Annotated in this window: 11 protein-coding genes; 5 read left to right on the top strand and 6 right to left on the bottom strand. The window is 70.4% G+C overall.

Annotated elements, in window-relative coordinates; translation table 11 throughout:
• Window positions 1-32: 32 nt before the first annotated feature.
• The 3 genes from ACFP2V_RS25460 to ACFP2V_RS25450 all read left to right on the top strand — a co-directional run bounded on the left by ACFP2V_RS25460 (window position 33) and on the right by ACFP2V_RS25450 (window position 3,567).
• Window positions 33-1,013 (top strand): glycosyltransferase family 2 protein, encoded by a 981-nt coding sequence (locus ACFP2V_RS25460; protein WP_381217000.1) that lies wholly within the window; start codon window positions 33-35, stop codon window positions 1,011-1,013.
• Window positions 1,010-2,347 carry an alpha-2,8-polysialyltransferase family protein gene (locus tag ACFP2V_RS25455; protein ID WP_381216997.1) on the top strand — a complete coding sequence of 446 codons (1,338 nt, stop codon included), beginning with the start codon at window positions 1,010-1,012 and terminating at the stop codon, window positions 2,345-2,347. Before ACFP2V_RS25460 ends, ACFP2V_RS25455 begins: the two co-directional genes overlap by 4 nt.
• 230 nt (window positions 2,348-2,577) lie before the next feature.
• Window positions 2,578-3,567, top strand: coding sequence for a class I SAM-dependent methyltransferase (locus ACFP2V_RS25450; protein WP_381216994.1), 990 nt, complete (start codon window positions 2,578-2,580; stop codon window positions 3,565-3,567).
• 101 nt (window positions 3,568-3,668) lie between these two features.
• Here ACFP2V_RS25450 and ACFP2V_RS25445 read toward each other — a convergent pair whose 3' ends face one another.
• Window positions 3,669-6,002: a glycosyltransferase gene (locus ACFP2V_RS25445; protein WP_381216991.1), complete on the bottom strand. Its 2,334-nt coding sequence runs from the start codon at window positions 6,000-6,002 to the stop codon at window positions 3,669-3,671.
• Complete coding sequence (locus ACFP2V_RS25440; RefSeq protein WP_381216988.1) at window positions 5,999-7,366, bottom strand: glycosyltransferase family 29 protein; 1,368 nt, start codon at window positions 7,364-7,366, stop codon at window positions 5,999-6,001. The genes ACFP2V_RS25445 and ACFP2V_RS25440 overlap by 4 nt, the downstream gene beginning before the upstream one ends.
• A gap of 339 nt (window positions 7,367-7,705) precedes the next feature.
• On the opposite strand from ACFP2V_RS25440, the gene ACFP2V_RS25435 reads away from it, so the two are divergent.
• Window positions 7,706-8,827, top strand: a complete 1,122-nt coding sequence (locus tag ACFP2V_RS25435) for an acyltransferase family protein (RefSeq protein WP_381216985.1) — start codon at window positions 7,706-7,708, stop codon at window positions 8,825-8,827.
• Between the two features lie 7 nt (window positions 8,828-8,834).
• On the opposite strand, the gene ACFP2V_RS25430 is transcribed toward ACFP2V_RS25435, so the two are convergent.
• The gene (locus ACFP2V_RS25430; protein ID WP_381216977.1) at window positions 8,835-9,485 is read right to left on the bottom strand and encodes a TetR/AcrR family transcriptional regulator C-terminal domain-containing protein; all 651 of its coding nucleotides are present in this window, start codon (window positions 9,483-9,485) and stop codon (window positions 8,835-8,837) included.
• Between the two features lie 71 nt (window positions 9,486-9,556).
• Here ACFP2V_RS25430 and ACFP2V_RS25425 point away from each other — a divergent pair, with 71 nt between their 5' ends.
• On the top strand, window positions 9,557-10,993 hold the full coding sequence (locus ACFP2V_RS25425; RefSeq protein WP_381216974.1) for an FAD-dependent monooxygenase: 1,437 nt from the start codon (window positions 9,557-9,559) through the stop codon (window positions 10,991-10,993).
• Window positions 10,994-11,202: 209 nt separating this feature from the next.
• On the opposite strand, the gene leuE is transcribed toward ACFP2V_RS25425, so the two are convergent.
• From leuE to ACFP2V_RS25410, 3 genes are all read right to left on the bottom strand, one after another.
• Window positions 11,203-11,868 carry a leucine efflux protein LeuE gene (leuE, locus tag ACFP2V_RS25420; protein ID WP_381216971.1) on the bottom strand — a complete coding sequence of 222 codons (666 nt, stop codon included), beginning with the start codon at window positions 11,866-11,868 and terminating at the stop codon, window positions 11,203-11,205.
• Between the two features lie 56 nt (window positions 11,869-11,924).
• A complete protein-coding gene (locus ACFP2V_RS25415) occupies window positions 11,925-12,497 on the bottom strand; it encodes a Uma2 family endonuclease (RefSeq protein WP_381217106.1) in 573 nt (190 codons plus the stop codon).
• 99 nt (window positions 12,498-12,596) lie between these two features.
• A partial coding sequence (locus ACFP2V_RS25410; protein WP_381216968.1) for a methylmalonyl-CoA mutase family protein occupies window positions 12,597-13,430 on the bottom strand: 834 nt, incomplete at its 5' end.

Below are 13,430 nucleotides of genomic sequence, written 5' to 3'. Positions count from 1 at the left end.
CGAATGACGGGCCGCCACCTAACGTCGAAGACGTGCTCAAGCTCTCCGTCATCGTGCCGTTCTACAACGTGCGCCGATACGTCCCCGATGCCCTGCGAAGTCTGCGCGCCAACGCGCGCGACGACTTCGAATTCATTCTCGTCGACGACTGTTCGACCGACGGGACCGCGGATCTCCTCGCGCGCGCGGAGCGCGAGCTGCCGGGGGCGGTGCTGGCCAGACACGAACAGAACGGCGGACTCGCGACCGCCCGCAACACCGGCATCGACCGCGCCCGAGGCCAGTACCTGACCTTCCTGGACGGCGACGACTGGCTGGCGCCCGGCTACTACGCCCGGCTGGTCTCCGCGATCGAGGACCTGGACTGCGACTTCGTCCGCACCGACCACGTGCAGTGCACCGCGCGGGCCCGCACCGTGCACCGCGTCCCGCACGGCCGGCGCAACGCGGCGCTCGATCCGCGCGACGCGATCCTCCCCACCCACCGGACCACCTCCGTCGACTACGCCTACGCCTGGGCGGGCATCTACCACCGCAGACTCGTCGAGCGCGGTCTGCTGCACTTCACCGACGGGCTGCGTACCGCCGAGGACCGGCCCTGGATCTGGAAGCTGCACCGCGAGGCGGAATCCTTCGCGGTGACCAGCCTGCTCGGGGTGTTCTACCGGCGCGGGGTCTCCTCGTCGCTGACCCAGATCGGCGACGCCCGGCAGCTCGATTTCATTCGCGCGTTCGACCAGGTGATCGAGGAGACCGGGCGGGACGCGGATGCGGCGACCCTGCTGCCGAAGGCCGTGCGCACGTACTGCGCCATCATCTCCCACCACCTGGGATCCATCGAAAGGTTCGAGCCGCCCGTGGCCCGGAAACTGAAGGACATGGGCACCGCCGCGCTGCGGCGCATGCCGCAGGACGTGCTCGACGACGCACTCGACTCGATGGACACCGAGCGCGCCACCCGGCTGCGCCGGCTGCGCCGCCGTCCGGTGCCGGCCTCGGAGGTCGCCGCGTGACCACGCAGATCTTCATGGCGTCGACCCTCTACGGCGCGGCCACGCTCGCCGCCGCCCTCGACTCGGGCTGCTTCGCACCGGCCGGCCGGCGGATCCTGCTGGTCTCCAACAACGCGACGACGCCCGAGACGACGCCCGCCGTGGACGAGATGCCCGGGTTCGAGCGACTGCGGTCCCGGTTCGACGACGTGGTGTCGTGGAACGAGGCCGTCTTCCCCTTCCATCCCGGCGGCTGGGCGCCGCGTCTGGACGACGTGCCCCTGTGGGAGCGGTATCTGCGCCTCGCCTGGGGCATCGGTGACGACGACGTGGCCCTCGCCGTGGAATCCATCCAGGTCAACCCGGCTCTCGGGGTCGCACAGATCTTCACCGACGCTCCCGTCACCGTCTACGCGGACGGCCTGATGAGCTACGGCCCCACCCGCAACAAGATCGACCCGCTGGTCGGCACCCGGGTGGAGCGGCTGCTCCACCTCGACCTGGTGCCGGGGCTCGAGCCGCTGCTGCTCACCGAGTTCGGGGTGGCGCCGGAGGTGGTGGCGACCCCGGCGTTCACCAAGGTGCTGGCCGAACTGGTCGACACCGGCGCCGAGTTGCCTGACGTGACGGAGCCCGCGCTGCTGCTGGGCCAGTACCTCTCCGCGCTGAACATCCTCTCCGCCGAGGAGGAGGAGGACCTGCATGTGCGGATGCTGAAGGGCGCGGTGGACCTCGGTCACAGCCGGGTGGTGTTCAAGCCGCACCCCACGGCCCCGGCGCGCTTCACCCGCACCCTGGAGGAGGAGGCCGAGCGGCTCGGCGTCGACCTCACGGTGGTGGACACCCCGGTCCTGGCCGAGGTGCTGTACCAGCGGATGCGTCCGGCCCTGGTCGTCGGCTGCTTCTCCACGGCCCTGCTGACCGCGTCCGCCCTGTACGGCCTGCCGGTCGCCCGGGTCGGCACGGACACCCTGCTGGACCGGCTGGCGCCCTATGAGAACAGCAACCGCGTCCCGGTCACCATCGTCGACGCGCTGCTGCCGGCGCCGACGGACACGGCGGCGGTCGCCGAGCGGCACGGGGCCATGGACACCGACGCGCTCGGCGACCTCGTACGGGCCGTCGGGTTCACGATGCAGCCGAAGATCCTGCCGGCCCTGCGGCCCGAGGCCGAGCGCTACCTGTCGACGCGGCTGGACGACGGCACCTGGCGGTATTTCAAGAAGAAGCGGCTGACGTCCCTCGGGCTGCCCGGCGGGGTGCCACCCCAGCTGGGGTTCCTGCCGCGCAACGCCACAGTCCGGCGGGTCGCGCGCAAGGCGCGCAGGCTGCGGCGGGCGATGGCCCGCCGCTGAGCACGCGTACGCGTACCCGAGCACCCGCCCGCACCGCGCCCGGCCGGCCGGCCGGCCGACGGGTCGGCCGGGCACACCGGCCTCCCCTGGGTGAACGGCGGACGGAAACCGAGGAAAGCTCGACCAAAAACCAGCTAACTCCAAGGATTCCATGGCGAAATGACATTTACATCCATAGGATCGCGAAGCTTGCCGCCCTTCTCCGGCGTCCCCCAACCCGTGAGGCATCCATGACGAACCTCGGCCGGCTCTACTCGCTCCTCGACGACGTCCAGTTACCGGACACCATCCCCTACTCCCAGGTCAGCACGTGGGAACTACGGTTCCTCTATCTGCTGGGACGCCATCACCTCACAGGCGAGGACCGGCTGGTCGAACTGGGCTCCGGTGGCGGCGGCTCCACCTACGCCCTCGCGCTCGGGCTGCGCGAGAGCCCCGTCTTCGACGAGCGCCGCGGGCGGCTGCACGCGTACGACTTCTTCCGCGTCGGCAAGGGCACCTTCGCGACGGAGAAGTTCTTCACCTCCGGCCGCAAGCCGGCCGACGACAACTCCTTCCTGAACGACTTCCGCGAACGCCTCGAGCCGTTCCTGCCGTTCCTGGAGATCCACGCCGGGAGCCTCTGGCAGACCTCGGACCCCGAGGACACCAGCCCCATCGAGTTCCTGCACATCGACATCGCCAAGACCCCCCGGGTGTTCCGCTGCGTGACCGAACGGTTCCTGACCCGGCTGCGGCCCGGCTCGGTCGTCCTGCACCAGGACTTCGCCGGCCCTCGGCTGCCGTGGCTGCACCACAGTACGGGCGCGCTGCTGCCGTACATCGAGATCGCCGGGCCGCCGATCCGCTCCACGCTCGCCTTCGAGGTGGTCCGGCCGATCCCCGAGGACGTGCTGAAGTCCATCGCGGAGGACACCTTTTCCGTCGACGAGAAGCTGGCGCTGATATCCGCCGTCCAGGACCGGATCGACCGCGACCACACCGGCGGCATCCCCTTCAAGCCGGTCCTGGAGTTCGCCAAGGCCTACGTCGCCCACTACGCCGGTGAGCACCGGCGGGCCTGGTCGTTGGCCAAGCCGCTGATCTCCGACGAGTACCTCAGCCGTACCCGCTCCGACCACTTCGAGCAGCTGCGCAAGGCGTACGACGAGGACCGGGCGAAGAACGGTGGCGGCGGTTCGCGGCTGTCCCGGCTGGTGAACAAGGCCCTGGGCCGCTGAGTCCGCGGGCTCGGCACGCAGCGCACAGCGCACAGCAGGCGTGAGCCCCCGCGGCCCGTCCCCGGAGCATCCCGGGACCGGCCGCGGGGGCTCACCCCGTTTCACGCGCCGAGGATCACCCGCAGGTCGGCCGCGTTCGCCTCGGTGACCTTCCACAGCGTCTGCTGACGCTCGTGGACGTCGGCCACGGTTGCCGCGTGGGCGTCCAGGATGCCGATCGCCCGCTCGGTGAGCACGGCGCCCAGGTTCCGGTCGTGCACGGAGACACCCCACTCGGGGCGCTCGATGTCGGCCAGGAAGTACGCCATCTTCGGGTGCGAGATCAGGCTGATGATCGGTGTGCCCACACCGAAGGGGATCATCCCGGCGTGCCCGCGCATGCCGATGACCAGGCGGGTCCTGGCGTACAGCTCCCGGATGGCGTCGTTGTCGAAGTCGTACATCGGGATCATCGGCAGCGAGATGCCGTGCTCGCGGCGCAGGTCGAAGGCGATCCGCTCGTCGTCCAGCGAATGCGCCACGCACTGGACCTCGGTGTGCGCGCCGATGCCCCGCACGGCCTTCGCGATCTCCGCGAGGAAGTGCCCGTAGTCGTGCCCGAAGCGCAGGCCGGCCCGGTCGTAGGCGGCGTTCAGCAGGACGGTGTCGTCGCGCTTCGCCGGGTCCTGCCAGCCGGCCACCAGCTGGCGGCTGACCGTGGTGGGACAGGGCTGGAAGCGGACCTTGTCGTGCAGGTGGTCCGGGAGCATGGCCCGTACCTTGGCGATGGAGCCGTGGTTGCGCAGCCCGAAGAACGCGGACTTCTCCACCAGCAGGCGGAGGCTCTCACGGAACCGCCCGGCCCGGTAGGACTGGCCGTCGAAGGCGTTGAAGCCGACCGCGTACACCATGATCGGCACGTCGATGCCGCGCAGGTGCTCGTCGGGCACGTTCCACTGCCAGGCGCTGTTGCCGTTGGGCATGGTGTCCGGGATGAACAGCCCACCGCCCCCGATGACCAGGCCGCGCCGGGCGTTGACCCGTTCCAGGGCCGCCTCGTCGAACAGCCGGTGGGCGTGGACGGAGTGCCAGCGCCGGGAGGTCGTGTCCGAGCCGAAGCCGAGACGCACGGTCTCCGGCAGCAACTTGTCACCGGCGTTGCCCTGGCGGTCCATGTAGAAGGCGACGTGAGCCAGTTGGTCCTCGGCGCTGCCCAGCTCCTGCGGGGGTACGGTCCCCGCGCGCTGTGCCCACAGCCTGCTCGAGCGGTGGGTGGGGTCGACGGAGATGCCGGCGGTGGCGTACCGCAGCGACTCGGCGTCGTCACCGCGCACCCAGGCCATCTGGGCGAGCCGGGCGTAGGCGGTGGCGGCCCGGTTGGGGGCGGCGGCGGCGAGCAGCAGCTGGGCCTTGGCCTCCTCGTGGCGGGAGACGCTCATCAGGGCGTGGCCGAGCACCTCGTGCGGCCATGCCTCGTCGAGCGGGATGCGCACGCTGCTCAGGATGTCGACGGCGTCCTGGTAGTCGCCGGCCGTGATGTGCGCGGCGGCCACCTTGCGGGCGCTCTCGGTGTCGCCGGTGCGCGCGACGTGCGGGGTGCCGAGGTGCACCAGCAGATCGTGGTGGAGGGTGCCGGACCGGGCCAGGTAGGCGGCCTGGAAGTCGGCGTCGGACAGCTCGAACTCGCGCCAGCGGTCCTCCGCCTGGCCGTATCCGGCCTCGCCGCCCTGCCAGGGCTTGTGCCGGCCGGTGAAGTGCAGGATCGCGGTGTCGTCGGGGACCGGCAGGTCGCCGGACAGGCGCCGCTTGACGAAGTTGTAGCGGGCGTCGAGGCGGACGAAGTCGCCGTCCAGGACGGCGTTGAGGATGCCCTGGTCGTGCTTGTCGAGTTCGTAGTCGCCGCTGCGTCCGGTCGCGTCCAGCTTGGCGCAGAACGCGTCGCTGAGGTACTCGCGCTGGATGACCAGCAGCCCGGAGTTGAGCTTGTGCTGCCCGTAGAAGAACTGCGGGACGGCCGCCAGGCCCTCGCGCAGCCGCAGCAGTTCACCGAGGTCGCCGAGGACGACCATGTCGGTGTCGAGCGTGATGATGGTGTCGTACTCGCGCAGCCGGAAGACGTCGAGGATGAAGTACGCCTTGCGGACCAGGTAGTTGTCCTGGTCGCCTTTCTTGTACGAGTCGTAGTGCTCGGTGTTCACCCGGCGCAGCACGATGCGCGGGTGCAGGGCGCGGATCCGGGCGATCGAGCCGGGGCGCAGGTCGTCGTGGAGGACGACGAAGTCCTCGCACACGCCCGGGTTGGACAGCGCGAGGCTGCGCAGCAGGGCGAGGAAGCCGGGCAGGTAGTTCTCGTCGACGTAGGCGGCGAAGGCGACGCGGCGCTTGCCGGTGAGCGCGTCCGACGAGAGCGCCGGTGCCGGGGGAGCCGTGGTCACGGCCCCGGGGGTGATGGTCATCGCAGGGATATCCTCATGTCGGTCACTCGCTGGGCCCGCTGCATGACCCATTCCTTCTCGCTGGTGTACTCGTGCACGGAGGTGATCGGCATCTTCATGGCTTCCGGCACGCGGTAGGCGCCGCTCTCGTAGAAGTCGAAGCCGATCAGGTCGAGGGTGGGGCTGACGTCCAGGAAGTCCAGCAGGAACAGCATGTTGAAGCCGGTGGTCGGGATGCCCGACCAGGCGTCGGAGCCGAGCCTGCCGATGTTGCGCACGGGCCAGCGCAGCGACTCGTCGCCGAGGAACTGCTGGGCGCCGGGCACCAGGCGGTTGCGCAGGGAGTACTTCCAGTCGCCGGAGACGCCGCCGAACACGAGCCGGGTGGTGACCTGCTGGTCCCAGTTGAAGCCGTGCTTGTGGATGGTGGCGTGGATGTCGGTGCGCCCGCCGGTGTGCTTCTCATCGATGCGGTACGAGTTGAAGCGGACCACCAGGTCGTAGGCGTCGATCTCGACGCCCATCGAACTGGTCCCCACTCGGCCGGAGTTGGCGATGAGGCAGATGGACTTGCCGGCGATCAGGTTGCGGAACTCGCCGAGGCTGACCCACTGCACGCCGCCGATGGTGGGGTCGGCGACGGGGCCGCGCATCCGGTTGCGGCGCTGCTCGGCGTAGAGGGCGAGGACCTCGGTGAGCGCGGGCAGGTCGGCGTCGCCGCGCGCGGAGCGCAGCTCCAGGTACTGGCCGAGCAGCTCCTGCCGGTCGGCGACCGGCGCCTGCTCGGCGGCCAGGGCGAGGAGCGCTCCCACCATGCGCGGCTCAGCCTCGGACCAGTCCCCCACGGCGTGCGCGGCCAGGCCTTCGGCCCATACGTCCGTGGCGGGACCGCGGGCGAACTCCTCGGCGCGCGGGCACTGGCGCCGCAGCAGGGCCAGCAGCTCCTGGTCCTTCTCCCCTGCGACACGCAGGCCGGCGATCTTCGCGGTGACGCCGAACCCGTCGCTGTCGGTGAGGCCCAGGTACCGCTCGTAGGCGGGTACGGCCTCGGTCTCGTCGCCGAGGGCCTCCATCAGCCGGGCGCGCAGCCGCCAGCCGGCGCGGGAGTTCTTGCGCTGGGCCAGGACGGTGTCGCTGATGACCAGGGAGAGGTCCAGCTCGTCGTCGTAGCCGCACTCCAGGGCCTTGTTGGCGACGGCGAGCAGGGCGTCCAGCACGTCGTTGGGGATGCCGGCGGCGGGGGCCGACGCGCCCTTGACGACCCGCTTGAGGCGGGCGGCGGCACCGCTCGGCGCGGCCGGCGCTGCGGTGGGGGCGTCACCGGTGGCGACCACGACGAGCAGCTTGCGGAGCTGCTCGGCAAGCTCGATTCGGCGGCGGTCCACACTGCCGACGAGTTTTCCGCTGTGCACCGCGCAGGCGCGCAAGCAGTCTTCCAGCTCCCCTCCGCGCACACGTGCCCGTCTGTTCTGAACCGTCGTCATGGCACTCCTGTTTTGCCGAACCAGCCGCGCGCTCGCTTCGCGACAGCATTGGTTGCGTTTTCTTCCACGCAAGGGGGATGTTCGGAGAATTTAGAAAGCCAAAACGACATTCAGGTGAACTCGTCTCTACTGGCCGGGGAATCGTTGGTCTGGCGTTCGGTTGCCCTCCGCCCATCGGACTAGCGTGCTGGCGTACCCGCGGCCGATTCCGGCCGGAATCATGAAACCCAGGGGTTCTCCTTGACCAGCACGCTCGCCCGTCCGGTGCCCGAAGCGTCCCGGCCGGCGGAAACGGGAAAACCGCGCGGGCGGCCCCGACTGCGCGCCCTGGACGGAATGCGGCTGATGGCCGCGCTGATGGTGGCGGCCTATCACTACGGTGGGCGCGGCGGCGATGTCACCACCGCCTGGGGAAGCTCCCCGAAGGGCCAGTTCCCCACCCTTCACGCATACTTCGCCTACGGCTGTCTCGGCGTCCAGATCTTCTTCGTGATCAGCGGATTCGTCATCTGCATGAGCGGCTGGGGCAGGCCGCTGCGGTCGTTCTTCGCCTCCCGCGCCTCCCGGCTGCTGCCCGCCTACTGGGTGGCGGTCCTGCTCGTGACGGCGGTGTTCGCCCTGCCGGTGGTCGTCTACGACGCGGTCTCACCGAGCGACGCGCTGGTGAACATGACGATGCTCCAGCAGCCGCTCGGCGTGGACCGGGTCCTGGGCGTGTGCTGGACGCTGTGGGCGGAGGTCCGCTTCTACGCGCTGTTCGCCCTGTTCGTGGTGGTGCCCGGGGCGACCCGGCAGCGGGTGATCCTCTTCTGCGCGCTGTGGATCCTGGCGGCGGCGATCGCCGAGGGCGCGAACGAGCCCCTGCTCGACCTCGTCCTGATGCCCCAGTACGCGCCGTTCTTCGTCGGTGGCATCGGCCTGTACCTCGTCCACCGCGACCGCAAGGACGCGTACGCCTGGGGCATCGTCGCCGTGAGCTGGCTGATCGGCCAGCACTACGCGGTCCAGGACCTGTGGCACGCGCCGAGCGCGGACGCCTTCTCCCACCGGACCTCGTTCGGCATCATCCTGATCGTCACGCTCGGCTTCGCCGCGGTCGCCGCCATCGCGCTGGGCCGGCTCGGCTGGGCGAACTGGCGCTGGCTGACCGTCGCGGGCGCCCTCACCTACCCGTTCTACTTGGTCCACGAGCACCTGGGCTGGGTGGTCATTCACGCCCTGCACCGCGGCCTCGGCATCGGCTCGGCGGAGACCTTCGCCCTGACGATCGCCACGATGCTGCTGCTGGCCTGGCTGCTGAACCGGTATGTGGAGGAGACGCTGACGCCGAAGATCCGGGCGGCGCTGTCCAGGGCGCGCTGAGCGTCCTTCAGTCCACGCCGTACCGCGCCGCGATGCCCGCGATCAGCAGCGCCAGCCCTTCCTCGAAATGCCGGCCGTAGTCCTCGAAGATCTCCCTGCCCGCCTCGGCCGCCAGCGGGAAGCCGGCCATGAGGCGGGCGCGTTCGGCGAGGTCGAAGCCCTCGCGGCGCTCTCCCGGCAGCGGTTCGACGCCCTGCTCCTCGGTGACGAAACCGAGCGTGTAGAGGTACGTCGTGTTCAGCGCGCGGGCCGCCTGGGGCAGGGTGAGGCCGGCGGCCGTGAGCAGGCGCAGGTGGTCCTCCATCTGCTCCGCGTGCACGAGACCGGTGAAGCGTGAGCCGCTGAACACCTTCGCGCCGTCGCGATAGCCGAGCAGCGCCGCGCGCAGTCCCCGGTTGGCCTTCAGCAATCGCTCCCGCCAGGTGTCACCGGCGTCGAGCGCGGCACCGGCCGTCATCCGCCGGTACATCTCGGTCGCCATCTCGTCGAGCAGCGCCTGTTTGTCCTTGAAGTGCCAGTACAGGGCGGGCGCCTTGACGTCCAGTTCCCTGGCGATGGCGCGCAGCGTCAGGCCGTCCAGGCCCACCTCGTTCAGCAGCCTCAGCGCCGCGTCGGCGACCCGTTCGCGGTCCAGGGGCGCGCGTCGTTCCGTACTCACACTTGACAACTTAACACTGTTAAGGCCACGCTCGGCAGCGACGACCACTTAACAACGTTAAGGAGCGGATCGTGAGCAGCACTGACGTCCTGATCGTGGGCGCCGGCCCCACCGGTCTCACCCTCGGTATCGACCTGGCCCGGCGCGGGGTTACCGCCCAGGTCGTGGAACGGGAGAACGGGCTGTTCCCCGGCTCGCGCGGCAAAGGGCTCCAGCCGCGCACCATGGAGATCTTCGACGACCTCGGCGTGTACGACGCGATCCGCGCGGCGGGCGGAACCTACCCGGTCGGGATGATCTGGCGGGACGGCGAGCGGGCAGGCGAGCACCGGATGTTCGACCCGGTCGGGACGGACGAGGACTCGCCGTACACCGAGCCCTGCATGATTCCGCAGTGGCGCACGCAGCGGATCCTGCTGGAGCGGCTGGAGGAACTCGGCGGCAAGGTCGCCTTCGGCCGGAAGGTCACCGGCCTGACCCAGGACGAGGAGGGTGTGACGGCACACCTCGCCTCCGGCGACGCGGTGCGCGCCCGGTACGCCGTCGCCGCGGACGGCGGCCGCTCGGCGGTGCGCCGCGCGGTCGGTATCGCCATGACCGGGGAGCAGGTCGACCCGGGCCCCATGCTCGTGGCGGACGTGCGGATCACCGGCCTCGACCGCGACAACTGGCACCTCTTCCCGCCCCGCGACGGCGTCGACGGAGACGGGGCGGGCGGCGACATCCTCGCGATCTGTCCGCTGGCCGGGACGGAGGACTTCCAGCTGATCACCCGGTTCGCGCACGGTACGGAGGTGGACCTTTCCCTCGACGGCATACGGCGGGTCGTCGCCGCCCGCTCCCACCTCGCCCCCGAGGACGTCACCGAGGTCCGCTGGGCCTCGGACTTCCGCCCGCGGGCCGCGCTGGCCGACCGTTTCCGCGTGGGCCGGGTGTTCCTCGCCGGTGACGCGGCGCACGTGCACTCCCCGGCCGGCGGGCAGGGCCTCAACACCAGCGTCCAGGACGCCCACAACCTGGGCTGGAAGCTGGGCGCGGTGCTGCGCGAGGGGGCGGGCGCGTCCCTGCTGGACACCTACGAGGAGGAGCGGCGCCCGATCGCCGCGCAGATGCTCAGCCTGTCCACCGGTGTCCACCGGGGCGAGATCCGGCGTGGGGCGGCCACGCGCCAACTGGGCTTGGGCTACCCGGAGTCGTCCCTCACACACGAGACACGCACGGCTCCCGGTCCGCTGCGGGCGGGCGGCCGGGCCCCCGACGCCACGGTGGACGGTGTACGTCTCTTCGACGCGTTCCGAGGACCGCACTGGACACTGCTGGCGTTGGGGATGCCGGCTCCCGACATCGACGTGCCCGTGCGGACGGTGCGCGGACCGGCGCACGACTCCTACGGGACGGGACTGTTCCTCGTCCGGCCCGACGGGTACGTCGGCTGGGCCGGGGACACGGCGGCGGCCGGGCTCCCGGAGTACCTGACCCGGTTCGGCCCTCGCCGGCCGCCGGCCTGACCCGAACGAGAGGCCCTGAGAGCCCCGGACACAAGGGGAGTCCGATCAGCTCGCGGCGTCTGGTGCGTGCGATCGCAAGGCGCCGGAAGGTCCTCGTAGCGGAGCTCCTGGGGCCTTTTGGCAACGCGGCTGGGGGTCCCCCCTGCTCGAAGAGCTTGGGGGAGTGCGTGCCGGACGCCGCGAGCCGGGCGCCCCTTGTGTTCGGGGCTCTAAGCGCTCGCGAGCGAGAGCTTCGCCGCGAAGCCCAGGAACAGTGCGCCGGCTGCCGAGGTGGCGCCCGCCGACAGGGCACGGCGGCGGCGGAAGGCGGCGGCGAGCTTGGTGCCGCCGAAGATGAGCGCGCTCAGGTAGAGCACGCTGGCGATCTGCGCGAAGACACCGAGGACGACGAAGGACAGCGCCGGGTAGGCGTAGGCCGGGTCGACGAACTGCACGAAGAAGGAGATGAAGAACAGGATCGCCTTGGGGTTGAGCAGGCTGATGACCAGCGCCCTGCGGTACGGCCGCTCCATGGGGGTCGCGTCGGCCGCGACCGCCTCGGGGGCGCGCTCCAGGGCGCTCTGCTCGCGCCGGGTCCGCCACATGCCCCAGGCGGCGCGCAGCATGCCGATCGCGAGCCACGTCAGATAGCCGGCGCCCGCGTACTTCACGATGCCGAACAGCACGGCGTTCGCCTGGAGCAGCGAGGCGACGCCCGCCGCGGACAGCGTCATCAGCACGGCGTCCCCGCACCAGACCCCGGCCGCCGCCTTGTAGCCGACCCGCACTCCGCGCCGGGCGGCGACGGACAGCACGTACAGCGAGTTGGGACCGGGCAGCAGCACGATGAGGATCAGGCCCGCGAGGTAAGTGGGGAGATCGATGACACCGAACATGAAAAAGAGTGTCGCACGGGGGGTGCGACACTCCGATTCGGCTGTCCGGAGTTCGGTCAGTCGTCGCCGTCCAGGAGGGTGTCGACGGACAGGTCGAGGGTGATCCCGACGGACTCCGGGACGGGGACGGACCGGCCTCGCTCGAAGTGCTGGGGGTCGGGGTATTTGCCGTCCTTCGGGTCGGCGTAGAGCAGGACCTCGTCGTGATGGCGGTCCGCGACGAGATAGGCCGGAATGCCCGCCTTGGCGTAGGTCCCGACCTTGATGGCCGCGTCGTTGGACCAGTTGGTGGAGGTCACCTCCAGCACCAGGCGGAAGACGTGCGGCGCGTAGCGGTTCTTCTCCACGAGCGCGTCCCTGTAGTCGTCATCGACCACGGAGAAGTCGGGGACCGCGCAGTCGTCGGGTCCCGTCGGCAGCCACAATCCGATGCCACCGATGTATCTGAGTCCCGCCTGCCTGGCTCCGATCCGCGAGAACTCCTCGATGAGCCAGGTCAGCGACTCCTGGCGCGGACCATCCGGCGGCGGTGTCACGACGATGCTCCCGTTGAGGATCTCTACCCGGTGGCCGGGCAGCTCCTCCCAGAGATGGTCGGCAGCATCGGCAAGCGCCGACTCGTGCAGCATCACAGCCACGGCACCCTCCTTACGGGAACACCCTCCACGAGCGTAATCGGGGATGCGCCGTTTTCATCCCCGATCACCCATTTGAGGTAATGGCCCAGCTCAGAAGGCGTCCGAGGGCACGTAAGTCCCCCACACATCCCGCAGCGCGTTGCACACCTCGCCCACCGTCGCCCGCGCCCGCAGGGCGTCCTTCATCGGGTACAGGACGTTGTCCTCGCCCTCGGCGGCCTTCTTCAGGGCGGCCAGGGCGTTGTCCACCGCCTGCTGGTCGCGCTCCGCGCGGAGCTTCGCCAGGCGTTCGGCCTGCTGGGCCTCGATGGCCGGGTCGACGCGCAGCGGCTCGTACGGCTCCTCGGCGTCGAGCTGGTAGCGGTTGACGCCGACCACGACCCGCTCGCCGGAGTCGGTCTCCTGGGCGATGCGATAGGCGCTGTGCTCGATCTCGCTCTTCTGGAAGCCGTGCTCGATGGCGTCGACCGCGCCGCCGAGGTCCTCGACCCGCTCCATCAGCTCCAGCGCCGCGGCCTCCACCTCGTCGGTCATCTTCTCGATGACGTAGGAGCCCGCGAACGGGTCGACGGTCGCCGTCACGTCCGTCTCGTAGGCGAGGACCTGCTGGGTGCGCAGGGCCAGGCGGGCGCTCTTGTCGGTGGGCAGCGCGATGGCCTCGTCGAAGGAGTTGGTGTGCAGCGACTGCGTGCCGCCGAGGACCGCGGCCAGGCCCTGCACGGCGACGCGGACGAGGTTGACCTCGGGCTGCTGGGCGGTCAGCTGGACCCCGGCCGTCTGCGTGTGGAAGCGCAGCATCAGGGACTTGGGGTTCTTCGCCCCGAACTCCTCCTTCATGACCCGGGCCCAGATCCGGCGGGCCGCGCGGAACTTGGCGACCTCCTCCAGGATCGTCGTCCGGGAGACGAAGAAGAACGACAGGCG

Source organism: Streptomyces incanus (assembly GCF_042656345.1).
In the GTDB taxonomy this organism is placed as follows: domain Bacteria; phylum Actinomycetota; class Actinomycetes; order Streptomycetales; family Streptomycetaceae; genus Streptomyces; species Streptomyces incanus.
This window is presented reverse-complemented; position numbering and strand designations above follow the sequence as displayed.